Below are 25,999 nucleotides of genomic sequence, written 5' to 3'. Positions count from 1 at the left end.
AACGGTCGGCTCTACCGGGATCGCGATAGCCGACCAACGGTCGGCTCTACGGGGATCGCGATAGCCGACCAACGGTCGGCTCTACGGGGGCCGCCGTTGCCTTATCCGCGCGGCTTGGTCGGGTTGAGCTGGTTGCCGAAGAAGATCGCGTTCAACAACAGGCGTTCGGTGCCATGCCAGTACTTGCGGTGGGCCGGGTCGTCAGCGAACAGCACCACGTTGCCCTGCCCCTGTGGCGACACCAGCAACCAGGCGCTGCCCGCAACGCGGCTGCGGTTGCTCTCGGACAGATAGCCATTGACGCGCGGCGTCTCGTCCACGCGCACCACCGTGGAGAACGGATTGCGACTGGGCTTGAAGCTGATGCCGTTTTCCTTGTTGATCGCCAGTTGCGTGCGCGGCAGGCCGAAGCCGAGCGGGTGGCTGGTGTCCACGTCCGCGCTGAGGATGTTGCCGCTGACCCGCTCGATCGCGGCAATGTCGCGCTGGTCGCCGAAGGCACGGCGTGCGCTGTCCGGTTGCTGCTCCTCTTCACCGAGGCTTTCCTCGGCCAGCTTCTGTTCGATCGCCCAGCGCGCGGCGGTGCCGTAGGTGACCAGCGAGCCGCCGGCGTTGATCCAGCGCTTCAGCGCCGCCACCGCGGTGGCGTCCACCCCGGCGTAGGTCCCGCCGGCCAGCACGATGGTGGTGTAACGATCCAGCGCGACCTTGCCCAGCTGGGCCGGGTCGAGCTTGCTGGCCGGCAGCTGCACCTGCTGGTCGAGCACGAACCACGCCGAGCCGATCTCGGTGGCGCTGACACCCTCGCCCATCACCAGCGCCACCGCCGGTTTGCGCAGCGACCTCACGCTGTCGCTGCCCAGGTCGATGCCGCTGCGGCTCTGCCCGCTGGCCAGGGCATGCACGCGCACGCCGCTGCTGCGTGCGGCGTCATCCACGGCAGCGAGCAACGCCGCCCCGGCCAGTGGCTGGCCGGCTACCGGGATTACCACGCTGCCCCGCGCGAAGGATTGCTCGCCCTCGGCAGTCGCGGCGGTGAACGGCTGGAACGCCGCGCGGGTGAGCAGGCCGCGTGCCTGCAGGGCGTACAGCGCGCGGCTGGCGTTGTAGTCGCGCCAGTCCAGCACATACGCATAGCCGGCCTGGCCCCCCACTACCCCGCCCTGCGCGGGCGCCAGGGCACTGACCCGTGCGCCGCCGGCGATGCGGCTGCGGCTGCCGGCGAAGGCCACGCCGTAGGCCGGTGCGATCGCATAGGAGGTGCTGCCGTAGAACACGTCGCCCTTGATCGGCGGCGTATCGGCGAAGATCGAATGGACCAGCCGGAACTGCGGCTGCGCGGTGGGCACCACGTAGGCGCTGCCCGGCTCGAAGCGCTGGCCATCCACCGTCACCGCAGCGCTCAACGCTTCCACGGTGATCTGGTGCTGCAGCAGCAGGTCCAGCAGCTTGGCAGTGAGCCCGGGATCGTGCGCATCGCCGAACACGAACGCCTTGACCGGCTGCTGGCCCGCCTGCTTCAGCGCGGACTGGAAGAAGTCCTTCTGCAGTTTGAGCAGGCCGCTGCGCTCGGTCACCGCGCCGCGGATCGTCCCCAGGCCGGTGGCGACCTGGTTGCGGATGGTGAACGGGAAGGTCAGCAGGCCATTCACCGATTCCTGCACGCGGCCTCGCGAGCTGGCCTGCTCGACGGTCACCCCGACCGCGCCGTGGAAGTCCGGATAGGTGGAGCCGTACACCGGCGAGAAATTGTCGAAGTTCTCGCCGGTGTAGTACAGCGAGCCCAGCGCATCCAGCGCCTGCGCGTGGTACTTGGCCAGGGTCTTGTTGAACGCGTACGACGATGCCGGCAGCAGCGGGCTGTGCATGCTCGCCGGCGACGGTTCGAAGTAATAGGTACTGTCCTTGCCCATCTCGTGGAAGTCGATCTGGACGTTGGGGTACCAGCGGTGGAAGTAGGCGATCTTCGGCCGCGTGTCCTGCTGGGTGAGGGCCAGCCAGTCGCGGTTGAGGTCGGTGAAATAGTGATTGGTGCGGCCCTGCGGGAACGGCTCGACATGTTCCTTGTCGGCCGGATCGGCCGAGGCCGGTGAGGAGGCATACGCGTTGTGCCAGCTCGCCGCGCGGTCGCGCCCGTCCGGGTTCTGCGCCGGGTCGAACAGCACCACCGCCTGCTGCAGCCACTGCGCGGTATCAGCGCTGCGGCTGGCCACCAGGTAGTAGGCGGTCAGCAGCGCGGCTTCGCCGCTGGAGGTTTCGTTGCCGTGCACGCTGTAGCCCAGCCACACCACCACCGGGCTGCTCCCGACCGCGCTCAGCGGTTGCGCCGGGTCGGCCAGGGTGACGTGCTGGCGGCGCAGGGTCTCCAGCTGCTGCTGGTTCTGCGCCGAGGTGATGGTGGCGATCAGCAGCGGGCGGCCTTCGTAGCTGCTGCCGATGCGCTCGACCTTGATCTTGTCCGAGTGTCTGGCCAGTTCGTCGAAGTAGGCCACGAGCTGGTCATGCCGGGTATAGCGGCTGCCGATCTCGTAGCCGAGAAACTGCTGTGGGGTGGGAATGGACGGATCGAAATCGCCGCCCTGCGGGAAGAAATACGCGCTCTGCGCGAACGCCGGCGCTGCCAGCAACCACAACGACCCCACCAGCCAGCGGATGGGACGTGACACGAGACGATGCAAGGACACAGCAATTCCCCATGGAACGGGGGCCGGCATCGCGGCCGGCCCCGTTGGATACAAAGGCGTTAGAAGCGGTAGTCGAAACCGACGGTGAAGTAGCGCCCGCGCAGGTCGTACTGGCTGAAGTCGTACGGCGCGCGGATGCCCGGGAAAGACGCGTCGTACGGCGGTTCCTCGTCGGCCAGGTTCTGGATCTTGGCGTACACGGTCAGCTTGTCGATGCCGGTGTAGCCCAGGTACAGATCGAACTGGCTGTAGGAATCCACGCGGTCCTGCACGGCGGTAGCGGCCGCGCTGGCCTTCTGGTCGTAACCGCTGGTGTAGTACCAGGTGAGCGCGGTGCGGAAGTCGCCGTAGCTCCAGTCCAGGCTGGTGGTGGCCTTGTTCTTGGGCAGCGTGGCGCCGAGGTTGCTGCCGGCGTAATCCACCAGCGGGCCGCCGACCACGGTGGGGCGGCTGTAGTTGCGTACGTGGGTGAAGGCGCTACTGAGCGCGAAGTCGCCGGCGCGCTCGGTCGGGAAGCGCTGGCGCAGTTCCACGTCGATGCCGGAGGTCTTCAGCTCGCTCAGGTTCTGGTAGCGGTTGTAGACGGCCAGCAGCTTGCCACGCTCATCGCGCAGCACCGCGCCGGGGACGTCGTCGGTGACCAGGGTCTGGGTGTTGTTGGTGCCGACCAGGTTTTCCAGCTCGATGCGGTAGTAGTCCACGCTCAGGCTGGTGTTGGACCACGGCGAGAGCACGATGCCCGCGTTGAAGCTCTTGGTGCGCTCGGGCTTGAGGTCGTTGTTGCCGACGGTGAAGAAGGTCGGGTTCTGGCGCGAGCCCGGCACGTCCGGATCGCGCGGATCGATCACGCTGCCGTAGGCGATGCTGGTGCTGTTGGAGTTCTCCGACAGCGACGGCGCACGGAAGCCCTTGGAGGCGGCCGCACGCACCAGAAGGATGTCCCACGGCTGCCAGCGCAGGCTCAGCTTGGGCGAGAACGCGTCGCCGAAATCGCTGTAATGGTCGGCGCGCGCGGCGGCCTGCAGTTCCAGGCGCTCGGCCAGCGGCACGTTGACTTCGGCATAGGCGGCGGTGACCTTGCGCTCACCATGCACTTCGGCGATGGCCGGGCGGATCTGCAGGCCGGCGTCGATCTGCCAGGGATTGTTCGAATCGAGCTTTTCGCGGCGCCATTCGGCACCGGCGGCAAAGCCGATCTCACCGGCCCAGGTACGGCCCAGCGCCCCGGAGATCTTCGCATCCACGCCCTGCAGCACCGACTCGGCCGGGCGCAGCGTGCTGATGTTGATCGCGTTGAGCACGTCCGGGGAGGTGGCCGCCGGATTGAGCAGGTTGTAGCTGCCGCTGGCCAGCGCATCGGCCAGTGCGTACCGGTTGGCGAAGCCGCCGGACACGGTTTCCCGCTCGCTGCTGCGCGCACCGAACGCGCCCACTTCCCAATCCCAGTCCTGCAGGCTGCCGCGCAGCCCGACCAGGCCGCGGTAGGCCTGCGACCGGTTGGTCTTGATCGTCGCGCCGAGGTTGAAGAACGTGTACTCGATCGGCACCGCGCGGCCGTACGGATTGTAGGGGCTGCTGGCCGGCAGGTTGGAGGAGACCGGCTCGGCCAGGCCGGTGTCGGCGTTGAGCGCGAAGCGACCGCTTTCCAGGGTGAAGAACGGACTGCTGCCGAACCAGGACACGCCCTTGATGTCGCTGTAGAGCACTTCACCGAAGGCTTCCACGTTGTCGTTCACCTTGAAGGTGCCATTGACGTAGGCCTGGTAGCGCTTGGTCGAGGGAATCAGCGTGGTGTACGGGGCCTGGTTGAAACCGCAGGTGTTGCCGGCCAGGCCATCGATCGGCGCGCTGGCCACCAGGGTGGTGCCTTCCGGGCAGTTGCCGTTGGCATCGAGCATCGGCACCGAAGTGCCGTTGACCAGGTAGCGCGCGCCCTTGGCCGACCAGCCGTTCCAGCGCCCGCCGGGTTTGTCGGTGTAGATGCCGGACTTGGTCAGGTCGCGCTGGTCCTGGTCCAGGCGCTCGCGGTTGTAGCCTTCCAGGCTGACCAGGATGTTGTAGCCGTCGGTGTCCAGGTCGCCGATGCCCCCAATGAACTTGAGCGTCTGCTCATCCAGCCCGCCCTGGTCGGCGGTACCCAGGCTGCCACCGAGTTCGGCGCCCTGGAAGTTCTGCCGGGTGATGATGTTGACCACCCCGGCGACCGCGTCGGAGCCGTACACGGCCGAGGCGCCGTCCTTGAGCACTTCGATGCGCTCCACGGCCACCAGCGGCAGTGCGTTGAGGTTGACGAAGGTGTCCGACAGGCCGCCGGCCGGGAAGCCGTAGTTGGCCAGGCGGCGGCCGTTGAGCAGCACCAGCGTGTTCTTCTGCGACAAGCCGCGCAGGCCGATGCCGGCCGAGCCGGAGGCCCAGCCATTGTTGGTGGTCTCGTTGTTGGCGTTGCCGGTGTTGGCCGAGATCGAGCGCAGCACGTCGGCGACGGTGGCCTTGCCGGTCTCCTCCAACTGCTGGCGACCGATCACCTGCACCGGGTTGGCCGACTCGGTATCGGTGCGCTTGATGTTGGACCCGGTGACCCGCACGGCGGCGAGGGTCTTGCTGTCGCCGGCGGCATCGGCGGTTGCATCGGGGGCGGCATCGGCAAACGCAGGCAAAGGCGTAGCCAGAGCGGCGGAAAGCGCCGCTACAAGAAGGGTGTGCTTGGGCATGAACTTCAGTGGGGTGGTGGACGACGAGTTCCGCAGTAATCCATGCCTGGCCATGAACCGGCCAATAACATCTCTTCATACGGATATAAGAGAAACTACCATCTCTTCATCCGGATGGAAATGTTTACGTGAAGGCAGCCGGGCTGTTGGCGTCACCGCCGGGCGGGTCCACCAGTACAATGCGCCTATGGAAATCTTCAAAGTCTTTACCCTCGAGGCCGCCCACCTCCTCCCCAACGTGCCGCCGGGCCACAAGTGCGCGCGCCTGCACGGGCACTCGTTCCGGGTGGAACTGAAGGTCGAGGGCGAGCCGGGCGAGCAGACCGGCTGGATCATGGATTTCGGCGACGTCAAAGCGGCCTTCCAGCCGATCTACGACCGCCTGGACCACCACTACCTCAACGACATCCCCGGGCTGGAAAATCCCACCAGCGAGCGCCTGGCGATCTGGATCTGGAACGAGCTCAAGCCGGCCCTGCCGCAGCTGAGCGAAGTGACCGTGCACGAAACCTGCACCTCCGGCTGCCGCTACCGCGGCTGAGCCGGCGGACCGTCCCCAGTCCGGCCGGCAATGCCGGCCGCTGGCCGGCTTGCGCGCCCGCTGCACGGGGCGGGTCGCCCACCCACTCCATTGATTTATAACGGGTTTTCCGGAAACCGGACCACAACTGGCAACAAGTTGTTGCAATGCAATATTTTCGGCGTATGCTGCATTGCATCAACGTTCTCGAGCCGTCCTCCATGGCGTCCGCGTTCACCGATTCCTTCAGCGACTACACCCGCCAGCTGGCCGCCGCGGCCACGCGTGCCCATCGGCTCGCACTGGAAAATGCCGAAAGCATGTTCGGGGTGCAGGTGAAGACGCTGGAGAAGAACATCACCGCCACCAGCGGGTTCTTCGGTGACATCGTGCAGTCACAGGATGCCGGCACGCTGCAGTCGCTGCTGCCCAAAGGCGCGCAACTGGCACGTGACAACCTCGCCCGTTGGACCAGCGCCAGCCAGGAAGTGGCCGGGCTGGGGCTGAAAGCCTCTGAAGCCTTCAGCGAACTCGCCCGGCAGCCGTTCGCGGCCGCCGCGCCCCGCCCGGGCAAGACCCGCGGCTGAGCCGGACAACATCGAATTTGCGTGGGTCCCTCCCCCCACGCAATCCCAGACCCGACAGAACCCTCCCTCTGTCGGGTCTTTTTTTGGGCGGTGTTCAGGCCTCGGCGATCGCCTGCCGGTGCCGTTCCAGCCACGCCTGGAACATCAGGATCGGCCACAGGTGGGTATGCCACTTGCGTCGGCCCGCGCAGAAATCGGTCCAGATCCGCGCGACCTTGGCCGCATCGAAGAAGCCTTCGCGGTGCAGCCGTTGCTCATCCAGCAGCGCGTTGGCCCACGGAAACAGCGGGCCCGCCAGCCACGCGGCCACCGGCGGGCCAAAGCCCTTTTTCGGGCGATACACCAGCCTTTCGGGCAGGTGCCGCGACAGCAGTTGCTTGAGAATCCACTTGTGTTCGCCGCCGGCGAACGTGAGGTTGCCGGGCAGCGACCAGGCAAAGCGCGCCACGGCCGGATCCAGCAACGGCGAACGGGTCTGCAGCCCGTGCGCCGCACCGGCGCGATCGATCTTGGTCAGGATGCCGTTGCCCAGGTCCATCAGGAAATCCAGGTACTGCACGCGATCCGCCGGATCGCCCGCCTCCAGCCACCGCGCGCGATCGGTAAACACCGTGCTCGGCTCGCGTGCGTGCAGCACCACGCGCGCCGGATCGCGCCAGCGCGACACCCGCAGCAGGTAATGCGCTTCCACACTGTCCGCGCCCAGTTCCGAACGCACTGCAGGCCAGCCACCCAACCGTGCCCGCTCCGGATCCGCCGCAGGCCATCGCCGCAGCAGGCTGCGCACCGCCCTGGGAACGCGCGCGTTCCATGCCGCATTGCAGATGGCGCGCTGGTACGCACCGTGCCCATGGAACAGCTCATCCCCACCATCGCCGGTCATCACCACGCGATGGCGATCGGCCACCAGCATGCTGGCCAGCAAGGTCGGCACCTGCGACGCATCCGCGAACGGCTCGCACCAGATGTCCGGCAGCGCCTCCACCAGGGTGGCCGCCTCGCCCCGGCGCAGGATGTGACGGGTATGCCGGGTGCCGAGCCGGGCCGCGACCTGGTCCGCCCAGTCGGCTTCATCGTGGCGCGGATCGTCGAAGCCCACCGTGAAGGTGTCGACCGGCAGCGTGGACTGCGATTGCAGGACAGCGGTGACTATTGAGGAATCCGTACCTCCGGACAGGAATGCCGCCGCGCCGCCCCCTCCTGGCGTCCGCCGCGCCACCGCCTGGTGCAGCAGCATCTCCAACCGCTCCAGCGCATCGTCACTGGACACCGGCATGTGTGCGCGCTCATCGATGGCCGTGCGGATGTCCTCACGGGCGTCCCAGTAGCGGCGACCGCCCGCGTGCACGCCGTGGGCCTGCGCCCCCGCGGCGCGCATGGCCGGGGTGAGCCGGACTACGCAGCCCGCAGCGACCTTGAAGATGCCCTGCTGGATGCTGTGCGGCGCGGGAATGTAGCCAAAGCGCAGCAACAGCGGCAGCGCGTCGCGATTGATCGGCGCCTGGAAGCCGGGATAGCCGTGCAGCGAGGCCAGCCCCATGCCGAACAGCAGATCGCCCTGGCACCAGCCGTAGTAAAGCGGCCGCGCGCCAACCCGGTCGCGGGCCAGCCACAGGACCTGTTCCTGGCGGTCCCATACGGCCAGCGCGAAGTCCCCATCGCACTGGGTCAACGTGCGCTGCAGCCCTCGGGCAGCGATGGAGCGCAGCAGCAGCGTCGCATCGTCCTCGGTGGCTCCCACCGACGTCGCAAACTCGCGCTGCAGCGCCCCACGGGTATACAGCGTACCGTCCAGGCACAGCACATAGCGCCCGCACGGGGAACGCTGCGGCGATGATGGCGTGCCGCCCACGCGATGCACTCGTGCCATCGCCACGCCATTGCTCTCGTCGCACCAGGCCGACGGCGCGCGGCCGCCGTGGCGCGACGCCGCACTCATGGCGTCCACGCGGTGCGGCAGGCCAGCCGAACATTTTCCAGGGCGCACGACGACGCCACAGATACCACTCATACAGATGTTCCTCCCGCCAGGATCGCGAAAAGGCCACCGCCGACCGCAGCGGTCGGCGATGGCGATGGCGTTGCCGATCAGAAGGCGTAGGACATGCCCACGTTCCAGCTGTTAAGGCGCATCTTCTCCACGCCGGCGGCCTGTTGAACCTTCTTGTTGGCCGACATCGGGATCGTGTACTCGGCCCGCAACGCGAGTGCGTCGGTTAGATACACGTTGGCACCGACGCTGGGCGTGGTGGCGAACTTGTTCTGTTTCACGCGCTTCTGGTCCGTGCCGGCCGGCGCCAGAATGCCCTGCTGGCGGCTTCCCACCGCGACCTTGCCGAACAACTCGACATGCTCGCCAACAGGAATCAGGCCTACGCCGCCGACGTTGAATGCGCGGCTGGTGAAAACGCCTGATCCGGCTTGCCGGCGGTTACCGATCGTCGTGTCGAAAGAGGTTTCTGCTGCAAGGTAAGGCCCGAAGCGGTAGCCGGCGCCGAGGACGTAACCTTTCTGCGAGCCACTCTGCTTCTGCTTCGCACCGGACGCCCCATGGGCTGCCGGCACCTTCCAGTTGCCGTGGGTCTTGCCAACGCCGCCGTAGACATAGGCGCCGTCGCGATCGTCAGGAGAGGCCTGGGCGGTGGCAGCGACCAGGGCCAACGAAAGGGCAATGAGGGAACGCTTGATGTACATGGGTGACTCCTTGGTTGGGAGTGCACAGCGTGGGTTCGCGGCGAGCGCGCGTCAGTGCAGCGCACGTGTGAGTCGCGCAACCGTTCTCGACCGTTTGTAACCGTCGGTAACAGCGGGTGGAACGCGACACTACGGCACGTCTTCCATGTGTCCGCACGCATGCCATCAGACCGTCCGATCAAGACATCCCCGGACGTGTTCCACCTCGGATCGACCACGTGTTCGCCCCACGCAGGCCTGCCGGACGCACAGGCTGACGGGTACGTTCAGCGCACACCTCGGCTCCCGCTCGTGCTGCCTTAGGATCGCGCCAGGCAGGGAAGACAAGGCAGGGCCGCGATGGTCGATATCGTGCTGGTGGAGGATGACGCGCGTCTTGGCGCCCTGGTCAGCGCCTATCTCGTGCGCCATGGCTACGACGTGGTGCATGTGCTCAGCGGCGAATGCGCGGTGGAGCGTATTCCCGATCTGGCCCCGGCCATGGTGCTGCTGGATGTGACCTTGCCCGGCATCGATGGCTTTGCCGTCTGCGCCTCGATCCGGCCGCGTTTCACCGGGGTGATCTGCATGTTGAGCGCCCGCACCGACGATATCGACCAGGTGCTTGGGCTGGAGCTGGGCGCGGACGATTACATCGGCAAGCCGATCGAGCCGCGGGTGCTGCTGGCGCGCGTACGCGCGCACCTGCGTCGCGACAACGGCCAGCGGCAGACACGGCCGACACTGTGCTTCGGGCAGCTGCGCATCGAACGCGATACGCGCGAGGTCACCCTGCAATCTGCACGTATCGAATTGACGACGGCCGAGTTCGATCTGTTGCTATGCCTGGCCGAAAGTGCCGGGACGATACTCAGCCGGGACGATCTGCTACGCGACCTGCGCGGGATCGGCTTTGATGGCCTGGACCGCTCGATCGATGCGCGCATCTCGCGCCTGCGTCGCAAGCTCGGCGATCTGGGCGAGGTGCCCGACCGGATCAAGACCATCCGCAGCAAGGGCTACCTGTTCAATCGAGCCGGATGGGACTGAGCACGGTGCCCCCCCGCCGCATGCCCGCCCAGTGCAAGGGTCACTTCCGCCTGTTCCTGCGCTACTGCCTGGGCTTCGTGCTGGCGTACCTGGTACTGATCGCCTCGGGCCTGTATCTGTGGGCAGCGCTCACCGAGCAAGGCGAGGACCTGCAGATACGTACGCAGCTGCAGGGCACACAGCATCTCCTGCACGCACGCTATGCCGACACCCCTCAGGCAGATTGGCCACAGCTCACCCGGCGCCTGCAGATGCAGTTCGCCTACCCGCTGCGGGTCATGGCGTTGGCAGATGCACCGCATGTCCTGGATCTGCCGTCGCTGGAGCATCTGGATCACGGTGGATTGGTGCTGTCGCCGGACGGGCACTTCAGCTACCAGCGGCTTCCCGGGTCCACACAGGTGCTGGTGCTGGGCGATTTCTCCGAGCCCGAGCAGGCCGATGTGGCCTGGTACGACAGCGGGCACGTGGATGCGGCGGTGATGAGCGGCATCTTCATCCTCGCCATCGCGTTGCCCCTGTATTTCCTGGTCTATCGGCTATGGCGCGATGTCTATGCGCTGGGACACATGGCGCTGGCGATCCAGCAGGGGGAGCTGGCAGTCGCGGCCCCCGTTGTCAGTACCCACCTCGTACGGCCGCTGCGTGAGGCGCTGTCCAGCATGTCCACGCAACTGCAGGACGTGATGGAAGGGCAACGGATCCTGTCCCAGGCGGTCGCCCATGAAACCCGCACCCCATTGGCACGAATGCGCTTCGCACTGGCCATGATGCAGATCGGCGACGAAGACCCGGAAGGCGCGGAACTGCTGGACGGCCTGAAAACCGATGTGGCGCGGCTGGAGCAATTGGCCGCCGCCGGGGTGACCTACGCACAGTTCGGCCGCAGCCCCCGTGTCGCCACGCACCGACTGGACATTGCGCAGCTGTTCGAGGCGCTCGGGCAGCGTTTTCCCGCCGCCGGCGACCGCAGTCCCAGGCTCTGCTTCCAGCCCCCTCATCAGCGCACCCTGGTAGCCAACCGCGATGCGCTGATGCTGGCGCTGGGCAACCTGATCGGCAATGCACGGCGGCACGCAGTCGGTCAGGTGGTCGTGAGCCTGCATGTCGCTGGATCGGGGCTGGTCATCGCCGTGGATGACGACGGCCCGGGCGTGGCCCCGGCCGATCGTGAGCGCATCTTCCAGCCTTACGTGCAGCTGCAGCGACACCCCGACGGATTCGGACTGGGCCTGGCCCTGGTCCACATCATCGCCACCAAGCACGGTGGCAGCGCGGATGTCTGCGACTCGGTACTCGGTGGCGCGCGCTTCCGGCTGCTGCTGCCAGAGGCCTGAGCCCCCGCGCGCTGCTCAGCGCGCGGCGGGCAACGAGAACACGAACAACGCGCCTTCCCGGCTCTCCAGCAGACAGATGTCACGCCCATGCAGCTGCAGGATGCGGTGCACGATCAGCAGGCCCAGCCCGCCACTGTCCGGTCGCTGGCTGCCCAGCGCAGGCATCGCGGTGAACAACGTGTCGCGCCGCTCCGGCGCGATCCCGGGGCCGCTGTCGGCCACGCTGATCTGCACCTCGCCGTCGGCCGCGCGCAGCGTCACGGTGATACGGCCACCTTCGGGGGTATGTCGGATCGCGTTGTCGAGCAGGTTGGTCAGCACCCGCTCGATCAAGGCCAGGTCCGCCACCACCGGCGGCAACCCGGGCGCGATATCGGCGCTCAGTGCCTGCCGGCGCGACTCCGCAGCCAACTCGAATTTCTGGAACACATCCTGGACCAGATCCGGCAGCGAGAACGCCTGCCGGTCCAGCACGACACCGCCGTGTTCCAACCGGGCCAGCTCGAACAGGGCCTGGGCCAGGCGCCCGACCTTGTGGCTCTGCGACAAGGCGATCGACAGATAGCGTTGGCGCTCGTCGGCGCTGAGCGTGGCGTCCTTGAGGGCCAGCGTTTCCAGGTAGCCGTGCAGCGAGGACAGCGGCGTGCGCAGATCGTGGGAGATGTTGGCCACCAGCTCGCGGCGCTGCAGGTCCTGCTCGCGCAGCTGCTGCCACTGCTCGCCCAGGCGCTGGCCCATGTGCCCGAAGCTGTGCTGCAGGATGGCCAGTTCGTCGCGCTCACCGGGACGCAGCGGGGTCGGCGGCAGTGGCGTGCCGGCGCCGGCGGCGTCCACGTCGAAGGCCTGGATGCGCCGGGTCAGCTGGCGCAGCGGCCGGGTGACCCAGCGGAACGCCACCACGCCGGCCAACAGCCCGACCGCGGCCAGGATCGCCAATGACCACAAGGTGGTGCGCAGGGTGGCGTTGGCGGCGATGTTGGCGGCCAGCACCTCGCGCTGCTCGCCCACCAGCACCACGTAGATGTAGCCGGCCTGGCGCCCCTGCACCCACAGCGGCGCGGCGTTGAAGACCTTGCGCCCGGTCGCGCTGCGCGGGTCGTCGCCGAGGATCGGCAACGGCTCGTCGCGCAGCAGCGCGCGGACCGGCGCCAGGTCCACGCGGTCGCGCCTGAGGTGCCCATCGGGCGCATCGTGGCCGAGGATGCGGCCCTCGTCGTCCAGCAGGTACACCTCGACGCTGGGATTGACCGCCATCAGCTTGCCGAACAGCGCGCGAACCTCGCCACCGCGCATGCCGCGTGCATCCATCAGCTCACCGCTGCGCGCGATGTGCTCGGCCAGCCCGCGCGACAAGCGCTGCACGGTTTCCTGCTCATGCATGGCGGTGCTGCGCATCTGGATCCACATCAGCGCGCCGCAGCACACCAGCAGCAGGGCGCAGAACACCACCGACAGGCGCTGGGACAGGGTCAGCCGGATCACGACGCGTCTCCGTCGCCGCCCACCAGCTTGTAGCCACGGCCCCACACCGTCTGGATGCGCTGCGGGCTGGCCGGGTCGCGCTCGATCTTGTTGCGCAGCCGGTTGATGTGGGTGTTGACGGTGTGCTCGTAGCCGTCGTGCTGGTAGCCCCAGACCTGGTTGAGCAGGTCCATCCGCGAATACACCTGACCGGGATGGCGGGCGAAGAAGTACAGCAGGTCGAACTCGCGCGGGGTCAGTTCCAGCGCTCGACCCTCGACCTGGGCGGTACGTGCGACCGGGTCGATGCGCAGCCCGGCCACCTCGGTTTCACCGGCATCGATGCGCGCGTTCTGCGCCATCGCCTCCACCCGGCGCAGCAGCGCCTTCACCCGCGCCACCAGCTCCAGCATCGAGAACGGTTTGGCCAGGTAGTCGTCCGCCCCGAGTTCCAGGCCGAGGATGCGGTGCACTTCGCTGGCGCGCGCACTGGTGATGATGATCGGGGTGTAGCGCGTCATTGCCCGGGCCCGCTTGCAGATTTCCAGCCCATCCACGCCGGGCAGCATCAGGTCCAGCACCAGCGCACTCCACGGCTGCGCCTCGAGCAGGGCCAGGCCCTCGTCGCCGGTGGCGGCATGGGTGACCTCATAGCCCTCGTCGCGCAGGTGCATGCGCAGCAGGTTGGCGATGTGGACATCGTCTTCGACGATCAGGACACGCTTGGCGCTGCTCATCGGTACGGGCGGGCCGGTCTGGGGAATGGCCTGCATTGTCGGCCGATCCGCCCCCGGATGTGTCACGGAAAATTTAATCCTGCGTGAGGATTCGTTGACCGGGCCGGGCGCAGCATGGCCGCATCGTATCCAGACCTGGAGATCGGCCATGCGTTACTCCCGTCGCAATGTGCTTGGCATGGGGGCCATGACGGCCGCCGCCGGCCTGTTCGGCCTGGCCGCGTGCAGCGGCCCGGCCCCGGCCGCACCGGCCGCCCCGGCCCGTCGCTTCGAGGTGATGCGCACCGACGCGCAGTGGCGTGAACAGCTCAGCCCGGCGCAGTACGCCGTGCTGCGCCAGCAGAGCACCGAACGGCCGTTCAGCAGCCCGCTCAACAAGGAACACCGGCGGGGCACGTTCAACTGCGCCGGCTGCGCGCTGCCGCTGTTCTCCTCCTCCACCAAGTTCGACAGCGGCACCGGCTGGCCCAGCTTCTGGGCACCGCTGCATGGCGCGGTCGAGGAAGACCGCGACACCACCCTGGGCATGATCCGCATCGAGGCCCATTGCCGGCGTTGCGGCGGCCACCTCGGCCACGTCTTCGATGACGGTCCCCGCCCCACCGGCCTGCGCTACTGCATGAACGGCGTGGCGATGAGCTTCAGCGCGGCCTGAGCGCCGCTTTCCCCTGCATCCTGGAAGGATCTGACCATGTTCCTGCTTGTCCTGGCCTACCTCGGCGGCGTACTCACCATCCTCAGCCCGTGCATCCTGCCGGTGCTGCCCTTTGTGTTCGCCCGTTCGGACCGGCCATTCCTGCGCAGCGGGTTGCCGCTGCTGGTGGGCATGACGCTGATGTTCGCGGTGGTGGCCAGCCTGGCGGCGGTCGGCAGCCAATGGGTGGCGCAGGCCAACCAGATCGGGCGCTGGATCGCGCTGGTGGTGATGGCCGTGTTCGCGCTGGCCCTGCTCTGGCCGTCGCTGGCCAACCGGCTGCTGTCGCCGTTCCAGCGCCTGGGCGCGCGGCTGAGCGCATCGGCCGATGCCGCCAGTGACGCCGGCCGCGGCGGGGTGGGCACCTCGCTGCTGATCGGCATCGCCACCGGCCTGCTGTGGGCACCGTGCGCCGGGCCGATCCTCGGCCTGATCCTCACCGGCGCGGCGTTGCATGGCGCCAGCGTCGGCACCAGCGGGCTGCTGCTGGCTTACGCGCTGGGCGCGGCGACCTCGCTGGCCCTGGCGATCTGGATCGGCGGGCGGGTGTTCGCCGCGCTCAAGCAGCGCCTGGGCGTGGGCGAGTGGATCCGCCGCGCGCTGGGCGTGGCCGCGCTGGTGGCGGTGGTGGCGATCGGCATGGGCTGGGACACCGGCGTGCTGACCCGCCTGTCCACGGTGAGCACGGCCAAGCTGGAACAGGGCCTGCTGGATGTGCTGCCCGTCCAGGCGCCGGCGGCGGGCGGATCGATGATGATGGCCGCCGACGCACCGGCGGGTACGCCGTTGCCGGTGGAAGGCACCCTGCCCTCGCTGGCCGGGGCCACCGGCTGGCTCAACAGCCCGCCGCTGAGCGCCGAGGCGTTGCGCGGCAAGGTGGTGCTGGTCGATTTCTGGACCTACTCGTGCATCAACTGCCTGCGCGCGATGCCCTACGTGCGCGAGTGGGCCGAGCGCTACCGCGACCATGGCCTGGTGGTGATCGGCGTGCACGCGCCGGAGTTCGCCTTCGAGCGCAGCCTGGGCAACGTGCAGGGCGCGGTGAAAGACCTGAAGGTCACCTACCCGGTGGCCATCGACAATGATTTTGCGATCTGGCGCGGCTTCAACAACCGCTACTGGCCCGCGCACTACTTCATCGATGCACAGGGCCGCATCCGCGCGCACCACTTCGGCGAAGGCAACTACGCCCAGTCCGAGCAGATCATCCGCCAACTGCTGCGCGAGGCCGGCAACACGCTGCCCGGCGAGCCGGCGCAGGCGATGGCGATGGCGGGCGCGACACCGCGCGATGGGGTGGAACAACAGGCGGACATGCGCAACTTGAAGTCGCCGGAGACCTACCTCGGCCATGCACGCGCGCAGAGCTTCGCCTCGCCCGGCGGGCAGCAGCCGGACCGGGCCACCGACTACACCGTGCCGGCCACGCTGGCGCTGAACCAGTGGGCGCTGGGCGGGCGCTGGACGGTGGGCGATGAAGACGCTCGCCTGGAGGCGCCCGGGGGCCGCATCGCCTTCCGCTTCCATGCCCGCGACCTGCACCTGGTGCTGGCCCCGGCGGTGGATGGCAGGCCGGTGCGCTACCGCGTGCGCATCGACGGCCAGCCGCCGGGTGCTGCCGCCGGCGGCGATGTGTCGGCCGACGGCAGCGGCCAGGTCGGCGGGCACCGGTTGTATCAGTTGATCCGCCAATCCGGCGAGGTGCGCGAACGGACGTTCGAGATCGAGTTCCTCGATCCGGGTGTGCACGCCTACGCCTTTACGTTCGGTTGAGCCCTGGAGGCCTTCGATGAAGATCGCAATGGACAAACTGGTTGCCGGCGGCATCGCCGCGGTGATCGCGGCACTCACGCTCACCGCCGTGCTGAGTGTGGATGGCCCGGTGCATGCCGCGCAGGCACAGGCGCCGGTCACCGTGCCCGCACCGAGCGGCAGCGCCGATGTCAGACAACCCGGCATCACGCGCGCGCAGGTGGTCTTCGCCGGTGGCTGCTTCTGGGGCGTGCAGGGGGTGTTCCAGCACGTCAACGGGGTGGACAACGCGGTGTCGGGCTACATCGGCGGCAGCACGGCCGATGCCAGCTATCCGCGCGTGGGCAGTGGCCGCACCGGCCATGCCGAGGCGGTGCAGGTGACCTACGATCCGTCGAAGGTCAGCTACGGACAGCTGATGCAGGTGTTCTTCTCGGTGGTGCATGATCCGACGCTGCTCAATCGGCAGGGTCCGGATCGCGGCACCCAGTATCGTTCGGCGGTGTACGTCGATGACCCCAGACAACGCGACGCCACGCGCGCTTATATCGACCAGCTGCAGCGCGCCAAGGCGTATGCGGCGCCGGTGGTCACCCAGGTCGACGGCGGCAAGCGGTTCTACCCGGCCGAGGGCTATCACCAGAACTATCTCACCCTGCATCCGGAATCGCAGTACATCCAGATCAACGATGCGCCCAAGGTGGCGGCCCTGAAGCAGCAGTACCCGACGCTGTACCGCGAGAAGCCGAGGTTGGTGTCGACGTTGTCTGCGCGGTGATGCTTTTCCTTTAGAGCGTCGATGTCTGCGCTTCTCCCGCGCTGGTCGGGGGTGTGTGGGTTCGCGGGACACGCTGCAAGTACCTCTTTGTAAGCTCGCGTACGCCATCCCTGGCGATCGCTGGAAGCTGATTCTTGGTGTCGACTCTTCTGCGTGGTGGTGCTGTTGCTTTGGAGCGTCGATGTCTGCGCCTCTTCCGCGCTGGGCGGGGGTGTGTGGGTTCGCGGGACACGCTGCAAGTACCTCCTTGTAAGCTCGCGTACGCCATCCCTGGCGTACGACGGTCCCGCGAACCCCCACACCCCCGCCCCAGACAGTGGGCTGGTAGCCGTCGAAAACCCTGGAAGCGCGAATCAAAGACAGCAAGGCTGATGCTTGTAGCTGATGCTTCGCTGCGGCTGCCGCTGTAGCTGTGCTTGAGCCTGTTCGCTGCGCACCAGCCAACTGTCTGGGGCGGGTACGGGTGGGCTTGCGGGACCGTCGTACGCCATGGATGGCGTACGCGAGCCTACAGGGACGTACTTGCGGCGTGTCCCGCAAGCCCACCCGTACCCGCCCAAACCAGCGAAAGCCCGCACACGCCGGCCGTTGATCTGAAAAAAAACGCACGGCGAACACCGCACCGCCGTGCGCGAGGGAATGACCAGGATGCGCGGCGGCGGTGGCCTGGCGCGCTGACAGGTCCATGCTAGGCTGCGCCAGGAAGCGGATACAGAGCCAGCGTTCGGCCATCCGCATGGTTACAGATTCCTGCGGGCACCCGATGGCAGCCAACCTCTACCAGACCCTGGCCGACGAAATGGCCGATGCGATCCACAGCGGCCGGCTCCCGGTGGGCACGCGGCTGCCCTCGTTGCGCGGCCTCGCCGCCCAGCGCCAGCTCAGCCTCAACACGGTCATCGCCGCCTATCGCCAGCTTGAAGACGCCGGGCTGGTGGTGCCGCAGCCGAAGGCCGGCTTCGTGGTCAGCGCGCGACTGGCCGAGCCCACCCGCTCGCTGCGCCAGGCCCCCTCGCTGGCGACCACCCAGGCCCAGCAGCTGATGATGGCCCGTGTGCTGGCGGCGCAGCAGCAGCCCGGCATCGTCGACCTCGCCTTCGCCGGGCCCCGGGGCCGCCGCTTCTATCCCGGCGACAAGCTCGCCCGCAGCACCGCACAGGTACTGCGCCGCGCCGGCATGGTGGAAACCTACGCGCGCCCCAATGCCGCTACCCGCCTGCTCGAACAGATCGTGCGGCGCGGCCCGCGGCTCGGGCTGCACACCAGCGTCGAACGCCTGGTGCTGACCCACGGCGCGATGGAAGCGCTGCAGCTCGCCTTGCGTGCGGTCACCCGGCCGGGCGATGCCGTGGGCATCGAAGCGCCGTCGTATTTCAACCTGTATCCACTGCTCAGCAACCTGGGCCTGAAGGCGATCGAACTGCCCACCGACCCGCGCCTCGGGCTGGACGTGGACGCCGTCGCCGCGCAGCTCGAACAAGGCGCGCTGGCCGCGATCGTGGCCATGCCGAGCGTGCATAACCCGCTTGGCTTCACCATGCCGGTGGCCGAGAAGCAGCGGCTGGCCGCGCTGGTGAACCACCATCGGATTCCGTTGATCGAAGACGCGGTGTATGCCGAACTGCAGTTCCAGGAGCCGCTGTCGCCCCTGCTCAAAGCCTTCGATGACGATGGCTGGGTGATGGTGGTCAGCAGCTTCTCCAAGACCCTGGCCCCGGACTACCGGATCGGCTGGCTCGATGCCGGGCGCTTCGCTGCGGACATCCAGCTGCTCAAGTTCCAGTCCACCGGGGCCGAACCGCGCCTGCTCGGCGAAGCGGTCGGCGCGTTCCTGGAAGCGGGCAGTTATGAGCAGCACCTGCGTCGGCTGCGTCGCCTGTACAGCGACCAGGTACGGCACGTGCGCAGCCTGATCGCCCAGCACTTCCCGGCCGGCACCCTGGCCACCCAGCCCACCGGCGGCTTCCTGTTGTGGGTGGAACTGCCGCCGGGCATCGACACCGGCGAGCTGTTCGAGCAGGCGCTGGCGCACGGCGTGGTGTTCATGCCCGGCCAGGTCTATTCGCGCGGCGCGCGCTACCGGCATTGCCTGCGGCTGTCCTGCTGCCAGGAGCTGGACGAGCGCTATGTGGCGGCGATCAGCACGCTGGGCCGACTGGCCTGCGCCCTGCGCGGCGGATGAACGCCCCCCTCAACCGCACTCCGCGCCAGCCACCCATGGGGTGGCTCTACCCGGTTGGGGCCGGCCAGGGTAGCGCCACGCCATGCGTGGCTGCATCTCTCCCACGGTAGTGCCACGCCATGCGTGGCTGCCTCGCCGCGCTCGGACGCCTTACGCCTCCTGCAGGCGAAGGCAATCCGCCAACCCGGCCGGGTCCGCCCCGGGCGCGAACGGCAGCCGCCCCAGGCAGGGCATCGCCAGGCGCGCGCGCAGCAAGGCCATGTTGTCGTCGATGCGCGCCATCTGCGGGTCCACCTCGTTGCCGATCCAGCCGATGCAGGTTGCCCCGCTGGCCGCGATCGCCGCGGCGGTCAGGCGCGCGTGGTTGAGGCAGCCCAGGCGCAGGCCGACCACCATCACCACCGGCAGCCGAAACGCCTTGACCAGGTCGGCCTGGTCGAGCATGCCCGACAACGGTGCCAGCCAGCCGCCCACCCCCTCCACCACCACCGTGTCGGCCTGCGCCCGCAAACGCGCGAAGGCGGCCTCGATCGGTGCCAGCGCGACGCTCACCCCCGCCTCGGCGGCGGCCAGCTCCGGCGCCAGCGGCAGGGGCAGGGCGTACGGGTTGAGGTCGGCATAGGCCGGGCGCGGGTCGCTGGCCGCGAGCAGCGCGGTAGCGTCCTCGTTGCGCAGGCCGTCCGCGGTCAGCTCACAGCCGCTGGCCACCGGCTTCATGCCCACCGCGCGGCCGCCCTGCCGGCGCAAGGCGTGCAGCAGCACGCAGCTGGCGAAGGTCTTGCCGATGCCGGTGTCGGTACCGGTCACGTACAGGGCGGGGGGCGGATTGGCGGTCATCGGCGTAGCGGTCGGGAAAGTGCGGTGCATTATCGACGGTCCCGGCGCAGCCCGCTGCTTGCTAGACTCGGCCCATGTTCGATACTTCCACGCTCACCGGCAGCAAGCCGGAACAGTACGGCCAGCTGCTGGCCCAGGCCCGCGCGCTGGTGCATGGCGAGCGCGACCGCATCGCCAATGCCGCCAACCTGTCCGCGCTGGTCTACCACGCGCTGCCGCACCTCAACTGGGTCGGTTTCTATTTCTACGACGGCACCGAGCTGGTGGTCGGCCCGTTCCACGGCCTGCCCGCCTGCGTGCGCATCCCGCTGGACAAGGGCGTGTGCGGCGCGGCCGCCAGCCAGCGGGTGACCCAGCGCATCGAGGACGTGGACGCCTTCCCCGGCCACATCGCCTGCGATTCGGCGTCGCGCTCGGAACTGGTGGTGCCGCTGGTCAAGGGCGATACGCTGATCGGCGTGTTCGACCTGGACAGCCCGTCACTGGCGCGCTTCGATGCCGAGGACCAGGCCGGGCTGGAAGCGATCGCCGCGGTCTTCGTGGAGGCTCTGGGATGAGCGTCAAGCTGCGCAACATCGGTCCCAAGAGCGCGGCATGGCTGCGCCAGGTCGGTCTGCGCACGCCCGAGGAGCTGACCGCGATCGGCGCGGTCGGCGCCTTCGTCAAGGTTCGCCGGGCCGGCTTCAAGCCCAGCCTCAACCTGCTCTACTCGCTGGAAGGCGCGCTGCAGGACTGCCACTGGCAGGAGCTGCCGGAAGCGCGCCGGATCGAACTGGTCGCCGAGTACGACGCGATCATCGCCGACAAGCCGCTGAAAAAGGCCCCGCCGGCATCCGGCCCGGTCTACGACCGCACCGCCGAGCGCCGCGATGACGACGACAGCGGCGATGCGCCGCCGTTCGACACGGACGACGAGCACGCCTGATCAGGCCTGCTGCAGTTCCAGCAGTTCGCCCCAGAGGCGGTCGCCTTCGCGCTCCACGCGCAGCTGCAACCGCGTGCCGTGATCGATGCGCAGCGCCCAGCACATCGCCATGGGCATCCCGCAGACCTGCGACAACACCATGCGCAGCGGTCCGCCGTGGCTGACGATCAGCGTGGACGGCGCGTCGGGCTCATCCAGCAGGCGATGCAGGCCACGCACGATGCGCCGCTCGAAGTGGCCCCAGCTCTCGCCATGCGGCGGCGGGTTGGCATGCGGGTCCAGGTGGAACGCCGACAGCTGCTGCATCGGCAGTGCGTCCAGCGCCAGGCCATCCCAGTCCCCGAAATCGAGTTCTTCCCATTCGTCATCGGCGATCACGGCCAGCCCGCGCGGCAGCGCCAGCGCATCGGCGGTGGCCAGCGCGCGTTGCCGCGGCGAGCTCAGCACGCGTTCCCAGCCAAGCGCGGCATATCGGGCGCACAGGGCATCGGTACTGCCTTCGTCCAGGGCCGGGTCGGTGCGACCGTCCAGGTGGCCATCGCGGCCGGTGCTGGCGTGGCGGATCAGGTCGAGGATCATGCCACGCCCCGCCGGCGACCCGCTGCGACGGGCCGGTGGGGGTCACGGGCGTCGGTGCCGGGGTGCTGCAACCACAGTGGGGTCATGGAGATCACATCGAAAAAGCGAGGCATATTCTAACCGCTGCGCTCCATCCCCCCGGCCGATGGCTTAGACTGCGCGCACTTTCAGGTGACCTGGGGCTGCGATGCCGCCAGGTTGAAACGGGAAGCCGGTGACGCGTCAGGCCCTGTGCCACGCCGCCACTCCGGCGCTGCCCCCGCAACGGTAAGCATGGATACACCAGGCAACACGCCACTGTGCTCCGGCATGGGAAGGCGCCTGGCGCGATGGCACCGCCATCGACATGCGAGCCCGGAGACCGGCCTGGAAGACGACTGGTTGCGATGCGGCGGGCATGGCGGCGGCAAGCGGCGCCGTGTGCCCGCTCTCCGTCGAGTGACTCCCTGCAGCGCGATCATCCCCACCCCTTGCCGCGCGGGCGTGCGCGGTGCATGGAGTCATCGATGAAGCTGCAAACCCGCGTTCTTTCCCTGGCCGTACTGTCGGCCCTGCCGCTGCTGGCATCCGCACAGGACGACACCGCCGCGCTGGACCAGGTGCTGGTCACCGCCACGCGCACCCCGATCGCCCTGCAGGACAGCATCTCGCCGGCGCAGGTGATCGACCGCGCCGAGATCGAGCGCAGCCAGGCGCCCTCGCTGCAGGACCTGCTGCGTGGTCGTGCCGGCATCAACCTCAACAACAGCGGTGGCCTCGGCAAGCAGAGCTCGCTGTTCCTGCGCGGTACCAACTCGGCCCACACCCTGGTGCTGGTCGACGGCGTGCGGATCAATACCGGCGACCTCGGCCTGGCGATGATCCAGGACCTGCCGCTGGCGCAGATCGAACGCATCGAGATCGTGCGCGGCCCGCAGTCCAGCCTGTACGGCGCCGATGCAATCGGCGGCGTGATCCAGATCTTCACCCGCCGCAACACCGGCACCTTCGCTCCGCACCTGCAGCTCGGCGGCGGCAGCAACGGCCTGCGCGAGGCCAGCGGCGGCTTCGGCGGCAGCGGCGAGCGCGGCTGGTTCGGCACCGACATCGCTTACCAGCACACCGACGGCATCAACGCCTGCCGCGGCGATGCGGCCACGTTCGCCGGCTGCGGCGCCGACGAACCCGACCGCGACGGCTACCGCAACCTGTCCATGAGCCTGCGTGGCGGCTACGCGCTGACCGACGCGCTGAGCGTGGAAGGCACCGCGCTGCGCGCCAAGGGCGAGAACCACTACGACGGTTACTACAACTACTCGGAGACGCTGCAGCAGGTGCTCGGCGGCAAGGTCCGCTACAGCCCCGGCGAGCGCTTCAACCTGACCGTCAACGTCGGCCGCGCCGACAACGAGTCGGAGAACTACAACGGCAGCACCTGGCTGGGCGCGGCGCAGACCCACCGCGACAGCGCCTCGGCGCAGGCCGACATCGGCATCGCCGACGGCCAGCTGCTCAGCGCCGGCGTCGACTGGAGCCAGGACAACCTGGACGGCAGCAGCGCCGGCTACCTGGTCGACAGCCGCGACAACACCGGCGTGTTCCTGCAGTACCAGGGCCGCTTCGGCGCGCACCACCTGCAGGCCAGCGTGCGCGACGACGACAACGAACAGTTCGGCAACCACACCACCGGCAGCCTCGGCTGGGGCATGGAACTGGGGAGCGGCTTCCGCCTCAACGCCAGCTACGGCACCGCCTTCAAGGCGCCGACCTTCAGCGACCTCTACGATCCGTGGAGCGGCGTGCCGGGCCTGGATCCGGAGACCTCCAAGAGCGCCAACCTCGGCATCGCCCAGCAGGGCGACGGCTGGCGCTGGGGCCTGGATGTGTACGAAACGCGCATCGATGACCTGATCACCTACGACGCCACCACCTTCATGATGTCGCAGGTGGAGAAGGCGCGTATCCGCGGCGCGGAACTGACCGGCGCGATCGCCTGGGCCGGCTTCGACGTCAATGCCCAGCTCAGCCACACCGATCCGCGCAACCGCACCGATGGCAGCGCGCAGTTCGACAACTGGCTGGCGCGCCGCGCGCAGAACACCGCCCGCCTGGACATCGACCGCAGCTTCGGCGGCTTCCGCGCGGGCATCACGGCCAACGGTGCCGGCAAGCGTTATGACAATGCGGCCAACACGGTGCGCCTGGCCGGCTACGGCACGGTCGATCTGCGCCTGGAATACGCGCTGAGCCGTGACTGGTCGGTGCTGGGTCGGGTCAGCAACGTGTTCGACCGCGAGTACGAAACGGTGGGCTGGTACAACCAGCCCGGCCGCGAGTACCGCCTGAGCGTGCGTTACCAGCCGAGGTAATGCCGAGCCACCCAGGCATCCCGTAGTGCCGAGCCATGCTCGGCAACTCGAATGCCGATCCACCCCAGGCATCCGTAGTGCCGAGCCATGCTCGGCAGCCCGAATGCCGATCCACCCCAGGCATCCGTAGTGCCGAGCCATGCTCGGCAGCCCGAATGCCGATCCACCCCAGGCATGCCGTAGTGCCGAGCCATGCTCGGCAGCCCGAATGCCGCTCCACCCCAGGCATGCCGTAGTGCCGAGCCATGCTCGGCAGCCTTTCCAGCCGTCGCGCCACCAAGGCGCGACGCGCTCCCGCTCCCCCAACAACACCCACGACAGCGGGCAAGCAGCCTTGGAACAGCAAAACACGCCAACCACCGGCCGTCTCACCAACCCCACGCCTACTCCGTGGACCAGGGCTTCACCCGCGCTATAGCGCCAGCAATTCCTGAAGGTCATCCATCACCGCCACGGCCTGGACGGTGTCCAGGTCCAGCCCGCGCGGATACCCATAGCGCACCAGCGCCACCGGCATGCCCGCATCGACGGCAGCGCGGTAATCGGTGATCGAGTCGCCCACCATCAATGCCGCCTCCGGCGCTACGCCGAAGTGCGCGGCGATATGCCGAAGCGGTGCGCCGCTCGGCTTGCGCTCGGGCAGCGAATCGCCGCCGAGCACCACGGCGAACACCGCCTGCAGGCCGAAATGCTGCAGCAGCGGCGCCACCAGAGCCGACGGCTTGTTGGTGCAGATGGCAAGCCGCACATCACGCGCCTGCAGTGCCTGCAAGGCCGGCTCGACGCCGTCGAACAGGCGCGGACTGCGCAGCAGGCAGGCTTCGTAGTGACGCATGAAACCGGGCATCACCGCGTCCAGGTCGGTCTGGCTGCCCGCCGCATCGAAGGCCTGTTCCACGAGCCGCCGCACCCCATCGCCGATCCAGGTCAGCACCGTGGCCTCGGGCACGCGCGGCAACTGCCAGTCCTGCAGGGTGCGGTTCAGCGCCTCGGCAATATCGGCCGCGCTGTCCACCAGCGTGCCATCCAGATCGAACACCACCAACGGATACGGATACGACAAGACGCGACTCGCTTCAACGACGTGGGAAGGCACAGTGTACGCCGCGCGCTGGGCGCGCCCGCTCACCCGCACTTGACTGCACCGCGCGTGCGAGGCGACGCACGTCGTCCTCAGATCCGCGCCAGGAAATCCGGGCTCGCGAAACGCTCCACCAGGAAATCCAGGAAGCTGCGCATGATCGTCGGCAGCTGCCGGCGCGATGCGTACACCGCATGGATGCCCAGTCCTTCCACGTCGTACTCGGGCAGCACTTCAACAAGCTCGCCACTGCGCAGCAGCGGGGCAATCTGGTAGGTCGGCAGCATCGCGATGCCCGCACCGGCACGCACCGCTTCGAGCAGCAGCGAAGCTTCGTTGGCGCTGATGTTGCCGCCTACCGCCACCGCGATCGCACGGCCGTCGCGCTGCAGGTGCCACACGCTTTTGCCGACGTAATGGTGCGTCAGGCAGTTGTGCCCGGCCAGTTCGTCGGCGGTGGTCGGCGTGCCCCGCTCGGACAGGTACGACGGCGCCGCGCACAGCACCGAGCGGCACGGCGCCAGCCAGCGCGCAATCAGCGCCGGGTCGATCGCGCGCGAGATGCGCACGGCGATATCCACGCGCTCTTCGACCAGGTTGACCACCCGATCCACCAGCAGCAGTTCCACCCGGGTCAGCGGATGGCGCTTGACGAAATCGGCGACCGCCGCGGCCAGGTGGATCTGCCCGAACGACACGCTCGCCGTGACCCGGATCAACCCGTGCGGCTCGGGATTGTCGGTGGCCAGCTCGCCGTGCAGCTCATCGCCGATCGCCAGCATCTGCCGGAACCGCAGCAGCGCCGCCTCGCCCGGCGCGGTCAGGCTGATCCGGCGCGTGGTCCGGTGCAGCAACCGCGCGCCCAGCCAGCGCTCCACCTCGGCCAGGTAGCGGGTGACCATCGCCCGCGACATCTCCAGCGCCTCGGCCGCGGCGGTGAGACTGCCGCGCTCGACCACCTCCACGAACACATGCATCGCGGTTATCCGGTCCATCTGATCGATCCGTGCAACAAATTAGACCGTTATACGCGGTTTTTCGTACGATTCATGGCGCATACGCT

21 protein-coding genes and 1 riboswitch are annotated in these 25,999 nt (G+C 68.3%); of the genes, 11 read left to right on the top strand and 10 right to left on the bottom strand.

Going from position 1 to position 25,999, the window contains the following annotated elements; all coding sequences use genetic code 11:
• Positions 1-101 precede the first annotated feature (101 nt).
• Together AC1DGC_RS11505 and AC1DGC_RS11500 are read right to left on the bottom strand one after the other, a co-directional pair.
• Positions 102-2,684: a M14 family zinc carboxypeptidase gene (locus tag AC1DGC_RS11505; protein ID WP_478047906.1), complete on the bottom strand. Its 2,583-nt coding sequence runs from the start codon at positions 2,682-2,684 to the stop codon at positions 102-104.
• A 59-nt stretch (positions 2,685-2,743) separates the two neighbouring features.
• Entirely contained in the window at positions 2,744-5,395 is a 2,652-nt protein-coding gene (locus tag AC1DGC_RS11500; RefSeq protein ID WP_259207136.1) for a TonB-dependent receptor, read from the bottom strand.
• Between the two features lie 187 nt (positions 5,396-5,582).
• On the opposite strand from AC1DGC_RS11500, the gene queD reads away from it, so the two are divergent.
• Together queD and AC1DGC_RS11490 are read left to right on the top strand one after the other, a co-directional pair.
• The gene (gene queD / locus AC1DGC_RS11495; RefSeq protein WP_478047905.1) at positions 5,583-5,936 is read left to right on the top strand and encodes a 6-carboxytetrahydropterin synthase QueD; all 354 of its coding nucleotides are present in this window, start codon (positions 5,583-5,585) and stop codon (positions 5,934-5,936) included.
• 200 nt (positions 5,937-6,136) lie between these two features.
• Positions 6,137-6,502: a phasin family protein gene (locus tag AC1DGC_RS11490; RefSeq protein ID WP_394163776.1), complete on the top strand. Its 366-nt coding sequence runs from the start codon at positions 6,137-6,139 to the stop codon at positions 6,500-6,502.
• Between the two features lie 94 nt (positions 6,503-6,596).
• Here AC1DGC_RS11490 and AC1DGC_RS11485 read toward each other — a convergent pair whose 3' ends face one another.
• Both AC1DGC_RS11485 and AC1DGC_RS11480 read right to left on the bottom strand, forming a co-directional pair.
• Positions 6,597-8,441 (bottom strand): asparagine synthetase B family protein, encoded by a 1,845-nt coding sequence (locus tag AC1DGC_RS11485; protein WP_478047904.1) that lies wholly within the window; start codon positions 8,439-8,441, stop codon positions 6,597-6,599.
• A gap of 149 nt (positions 8,442-8,590) precedes the next feature.
• Positions 8,591-9,196, bottom strand: coding sequence for an outer membrane beta-barrel protein (locus AC1DGC_RS11480; RefSeq protein ID WP_478047903.1), 606 nt, complete (start codon positions 9,194-9,196; stop codon positions 8,591-8,593).
• Between the two features lie 339 nt (positions 9,197-9,535).
• Between AC1DGC_RS11480 and AC1DGC_RS11475 the strand changes: the two genes are divergently transcribed.
• Both AC1DGC_RS11475 and AC1DGC_RS11470 read left to right on the top strand, forming a co-directional pair.
• Positions 9,536-10,225, top strand: a complete 690-nt coding sequence (locus tag AC1DGC_RS11475; protein ID WP_394163773.1) for a winged helix-turn-helix domain-containing protein — start codon at positions 9,536-9,538, stop codon at positions 10,223-10,225.
• A 20-nt stretch (positions 10,226-10,245) separates the two neighbouring features.
• Entirely contained in the window at positions 10,246-11,562 is a 1,317-nt protein-coding gene (locus tag AC1DGC_RS11470; protein WP_478047902.1) for an ATP-binding protein, read from the top strand.
• 15 nt (positions 11,563-11,577) lie between these two features.
• Here AC1DGC_RS11470 and AC1DGC_RS11465 read toward each other — a convergent pair whose 3' ends face one another.
• Both AC1DGC_RS11465 and AC1DGC_RS11460 read right to left on the bottom strand, forming a co-directional pair.
• Positions 11,578-13,044, bottom strand: coding sequence for a sensor histidine kinase (locus tag AC1DGC_RS11465; protein WP_478047901.1), 1,467 nt, complete (start codon positions 13,042-13,044; stop codon positions 11,578-11,580).
• Complete coding sequence (locus tag AC1DGC_RS11460; protein ID WP_259207149.1) at positions 13,041-13,760, bottom strand: response regulator transcription factor; 720 nt, start codon at positions 13,758-13,760, stop codon at positions 13,041-13,043. The genes AC1DGC_RS11465 and AC1DGC_RS11460 overlap by 4 nt, the downstream gene beginning before the upstream one ends.
• 148 nt (positions 13,761-13,908) lie before the next feature.
• Between AC1DGC_RS11460 and msrB the strand changes: the two genes are divergently transcribed.
• The 4 genes from msrB to AC1DGC_RS11440 all read left to right on the top strand — a co-directional run bounded on the left by msrB (position 13,909) and on the right by AC1DGC_RS11440 (position 19,166).
• A complete protein-coding gene (gene msrB, locus AC1DGC_RS11455) occupies positions 13,909-14,415 on the top strand; it encodes a peptide-methionine (R)-S-oxide reductase MsrB (RefSeq protein WP_259207151.1) in 507 nt (168 codons plus the stop codon).
• A 36-nt stretch (positions 14,416-14,451) separates the two neighbouring features.
• Positions 14,452-16,227 carry a cytochrome c biogenesis protein DipZ gene (locus AC1DGC_RS11450; RefSeq protein WP_394163770.1) on the top strand — a complete coding sequence of 592 codons (1,776 nt, stop codon included), beginning with the start codon at positions 14,452-14,454 and terminating at the stop codon, positions 16,225-16,227.
• A gap of 16 nt (positions 16,228-16,243) precedes the next feature.
• Positions 16,244-16,984, top strand: a complete 741-nt coding sequence (gene msrA / locus AC1DGC_RS11445; protein WP_478047900.1) for a peptide-methionine (S)-S-oxide reductase MsrA — start codon at positions 16,244-16,246, stop codon at positions 16,982-16,984.
• Positions 16,985-17,747: 763 nt separating this feature from the next.
• On the top strand, positions 17,748-19,166 hold the full coding sequence (locus tag AC1DGC_RS11440) for an aminotransferase-like domain-containing protein (protein ID WP_478047899.1): 1,419 nt from the start codon (positions 17,748-17,750) through the stop codon (positions 19,164-19,166).
• Between the two features lie 150 nt (positions 19,167-19,316).
• Here the strand turns inward: AC1DGC_RS11440 and bioD are convergent, their stop codons facing one another.
• Positions 19,317-20,003 carry a dethiobiotin synthase gene (gene bioD, locus AC1DGC_RS11435; protein ID WP_478048000.1) on the bottom strand — a complete coding sequence of 229 codons (687 nt, stop codon included), beginning with the start codon at positions 20,001-20,003 and terminating at the stop codon, positions 19,317-19,319.
• A gap of 74 nt (positions 20,004-20,077) precedes the next feature.
• Here bioD and AC1DGC_RS11430 point away from each other — a divergent pair, with 74 nt between their 5' ends.
• Both AC1DGC_RS11430 and AC1DGC_RS11425 read left to right on the top strand, forming a co-directional pair.
• Positions 20,078-20,560 carry a GAF domain-containing protein gene (locus AC1DGC_RS11430; protein ID WP_478047898.1) on the top strand — a complete coding sequence of 161 codons (483 nt, stop codon included), beginning with the start codon at positions 20,078-20,080 and terminating at the stop codon, positions 20,558-20,560.
• Positions 20,557-20,928 carry a TfoX/Sxy family protein gene (locus AC1DGC_RS11425; protein WP_478047897.1) on the top strand — a complete coding sequence of 124 codons (372 nt, stop codon included), beginning with the start codon at positions 20,557-20,559 and terminating at the stop codon, positions 20,926-20,928. Before AC1DGC_RS11430 ends, AC1DGC_RS11425 begins: the two co-directional genes overlap by 4 nt.
• Here the strand turns inward: AC1DGC_RS11425 and AC1DGC_RS11420 are convergent, their stop codons facing one another.
• Positions 20,929-21,507, bottom strand: a complete 579-nt coding sequence (locus AC1DGC_RS11420) for a histidine phosphatase family protein (RefSeq protein WP_449336249.1) — start codon at positions 21,505-21,507, stop codon at positions 20,929-20,931.
• Between the two features lie 152 nt (positions 21,508-21,659).
• Positions 21,660-21,891, top strand: a riboswitch (cobalamin riboswitch).
• A 122-nt stretch (positions 21,892-22,013) separates the two neighbouring features.
• Between AC1DGC_RS11420 and btuB the strand changes: the two genes are divergently transcribed.
• The gene (gene btuB, locus AC1DGC_RS11415; RefSeq protein WP_394164938.1) at positions 22,014-23,855 is read left to right on the top strand and encodes a TonB-dependent vitamin B12 receptor; all 1,842 of its coding nucleotides are present in this window, start codon (positions 22,014-22,016) and stop codon (positions 23,853-23,855) included.
• Between the two features lie 412 nt (positions 23,856-24,267).
• Here the strand turns inward: btuB and gph are convergent, their stop codons facing one another.
• Together gph and AC1DGC_RS11405 are read right to left on the bottom strand one after the other, a co-directional pair.
• Positions 24,268-24,918, bottom strand: coding sequence for a phosphoglycolate phosphatase (gene gph, locus AC1DGC_RS11410; protein ID WP_394164928.1), 651 nt, complete (start codon positions 24,916-24,918; stop codon positions 24,268-24,270).
• Positions 24,919-25,028: 110 nt separating this feature from the next.
• A complete protein-coding gene (locus AC1DGC_RS11405; protein WP_449336251.1) occupies positions 25,029-25,931 on the bottom strand; it encodes a LysR family transcriptional regulator in 903 nt (300 codons plus the stop codon).
• Positions 25,932-25,999 lie beyond the last annotated feature (68 nt).

The sequence above is a fragment of the Stenotrophomonas sp. 05N37 genome, assembly GCF_056397365.1.
This window is presented reverse-complemented; position numbering and strand designations above follow the sequence as displayed.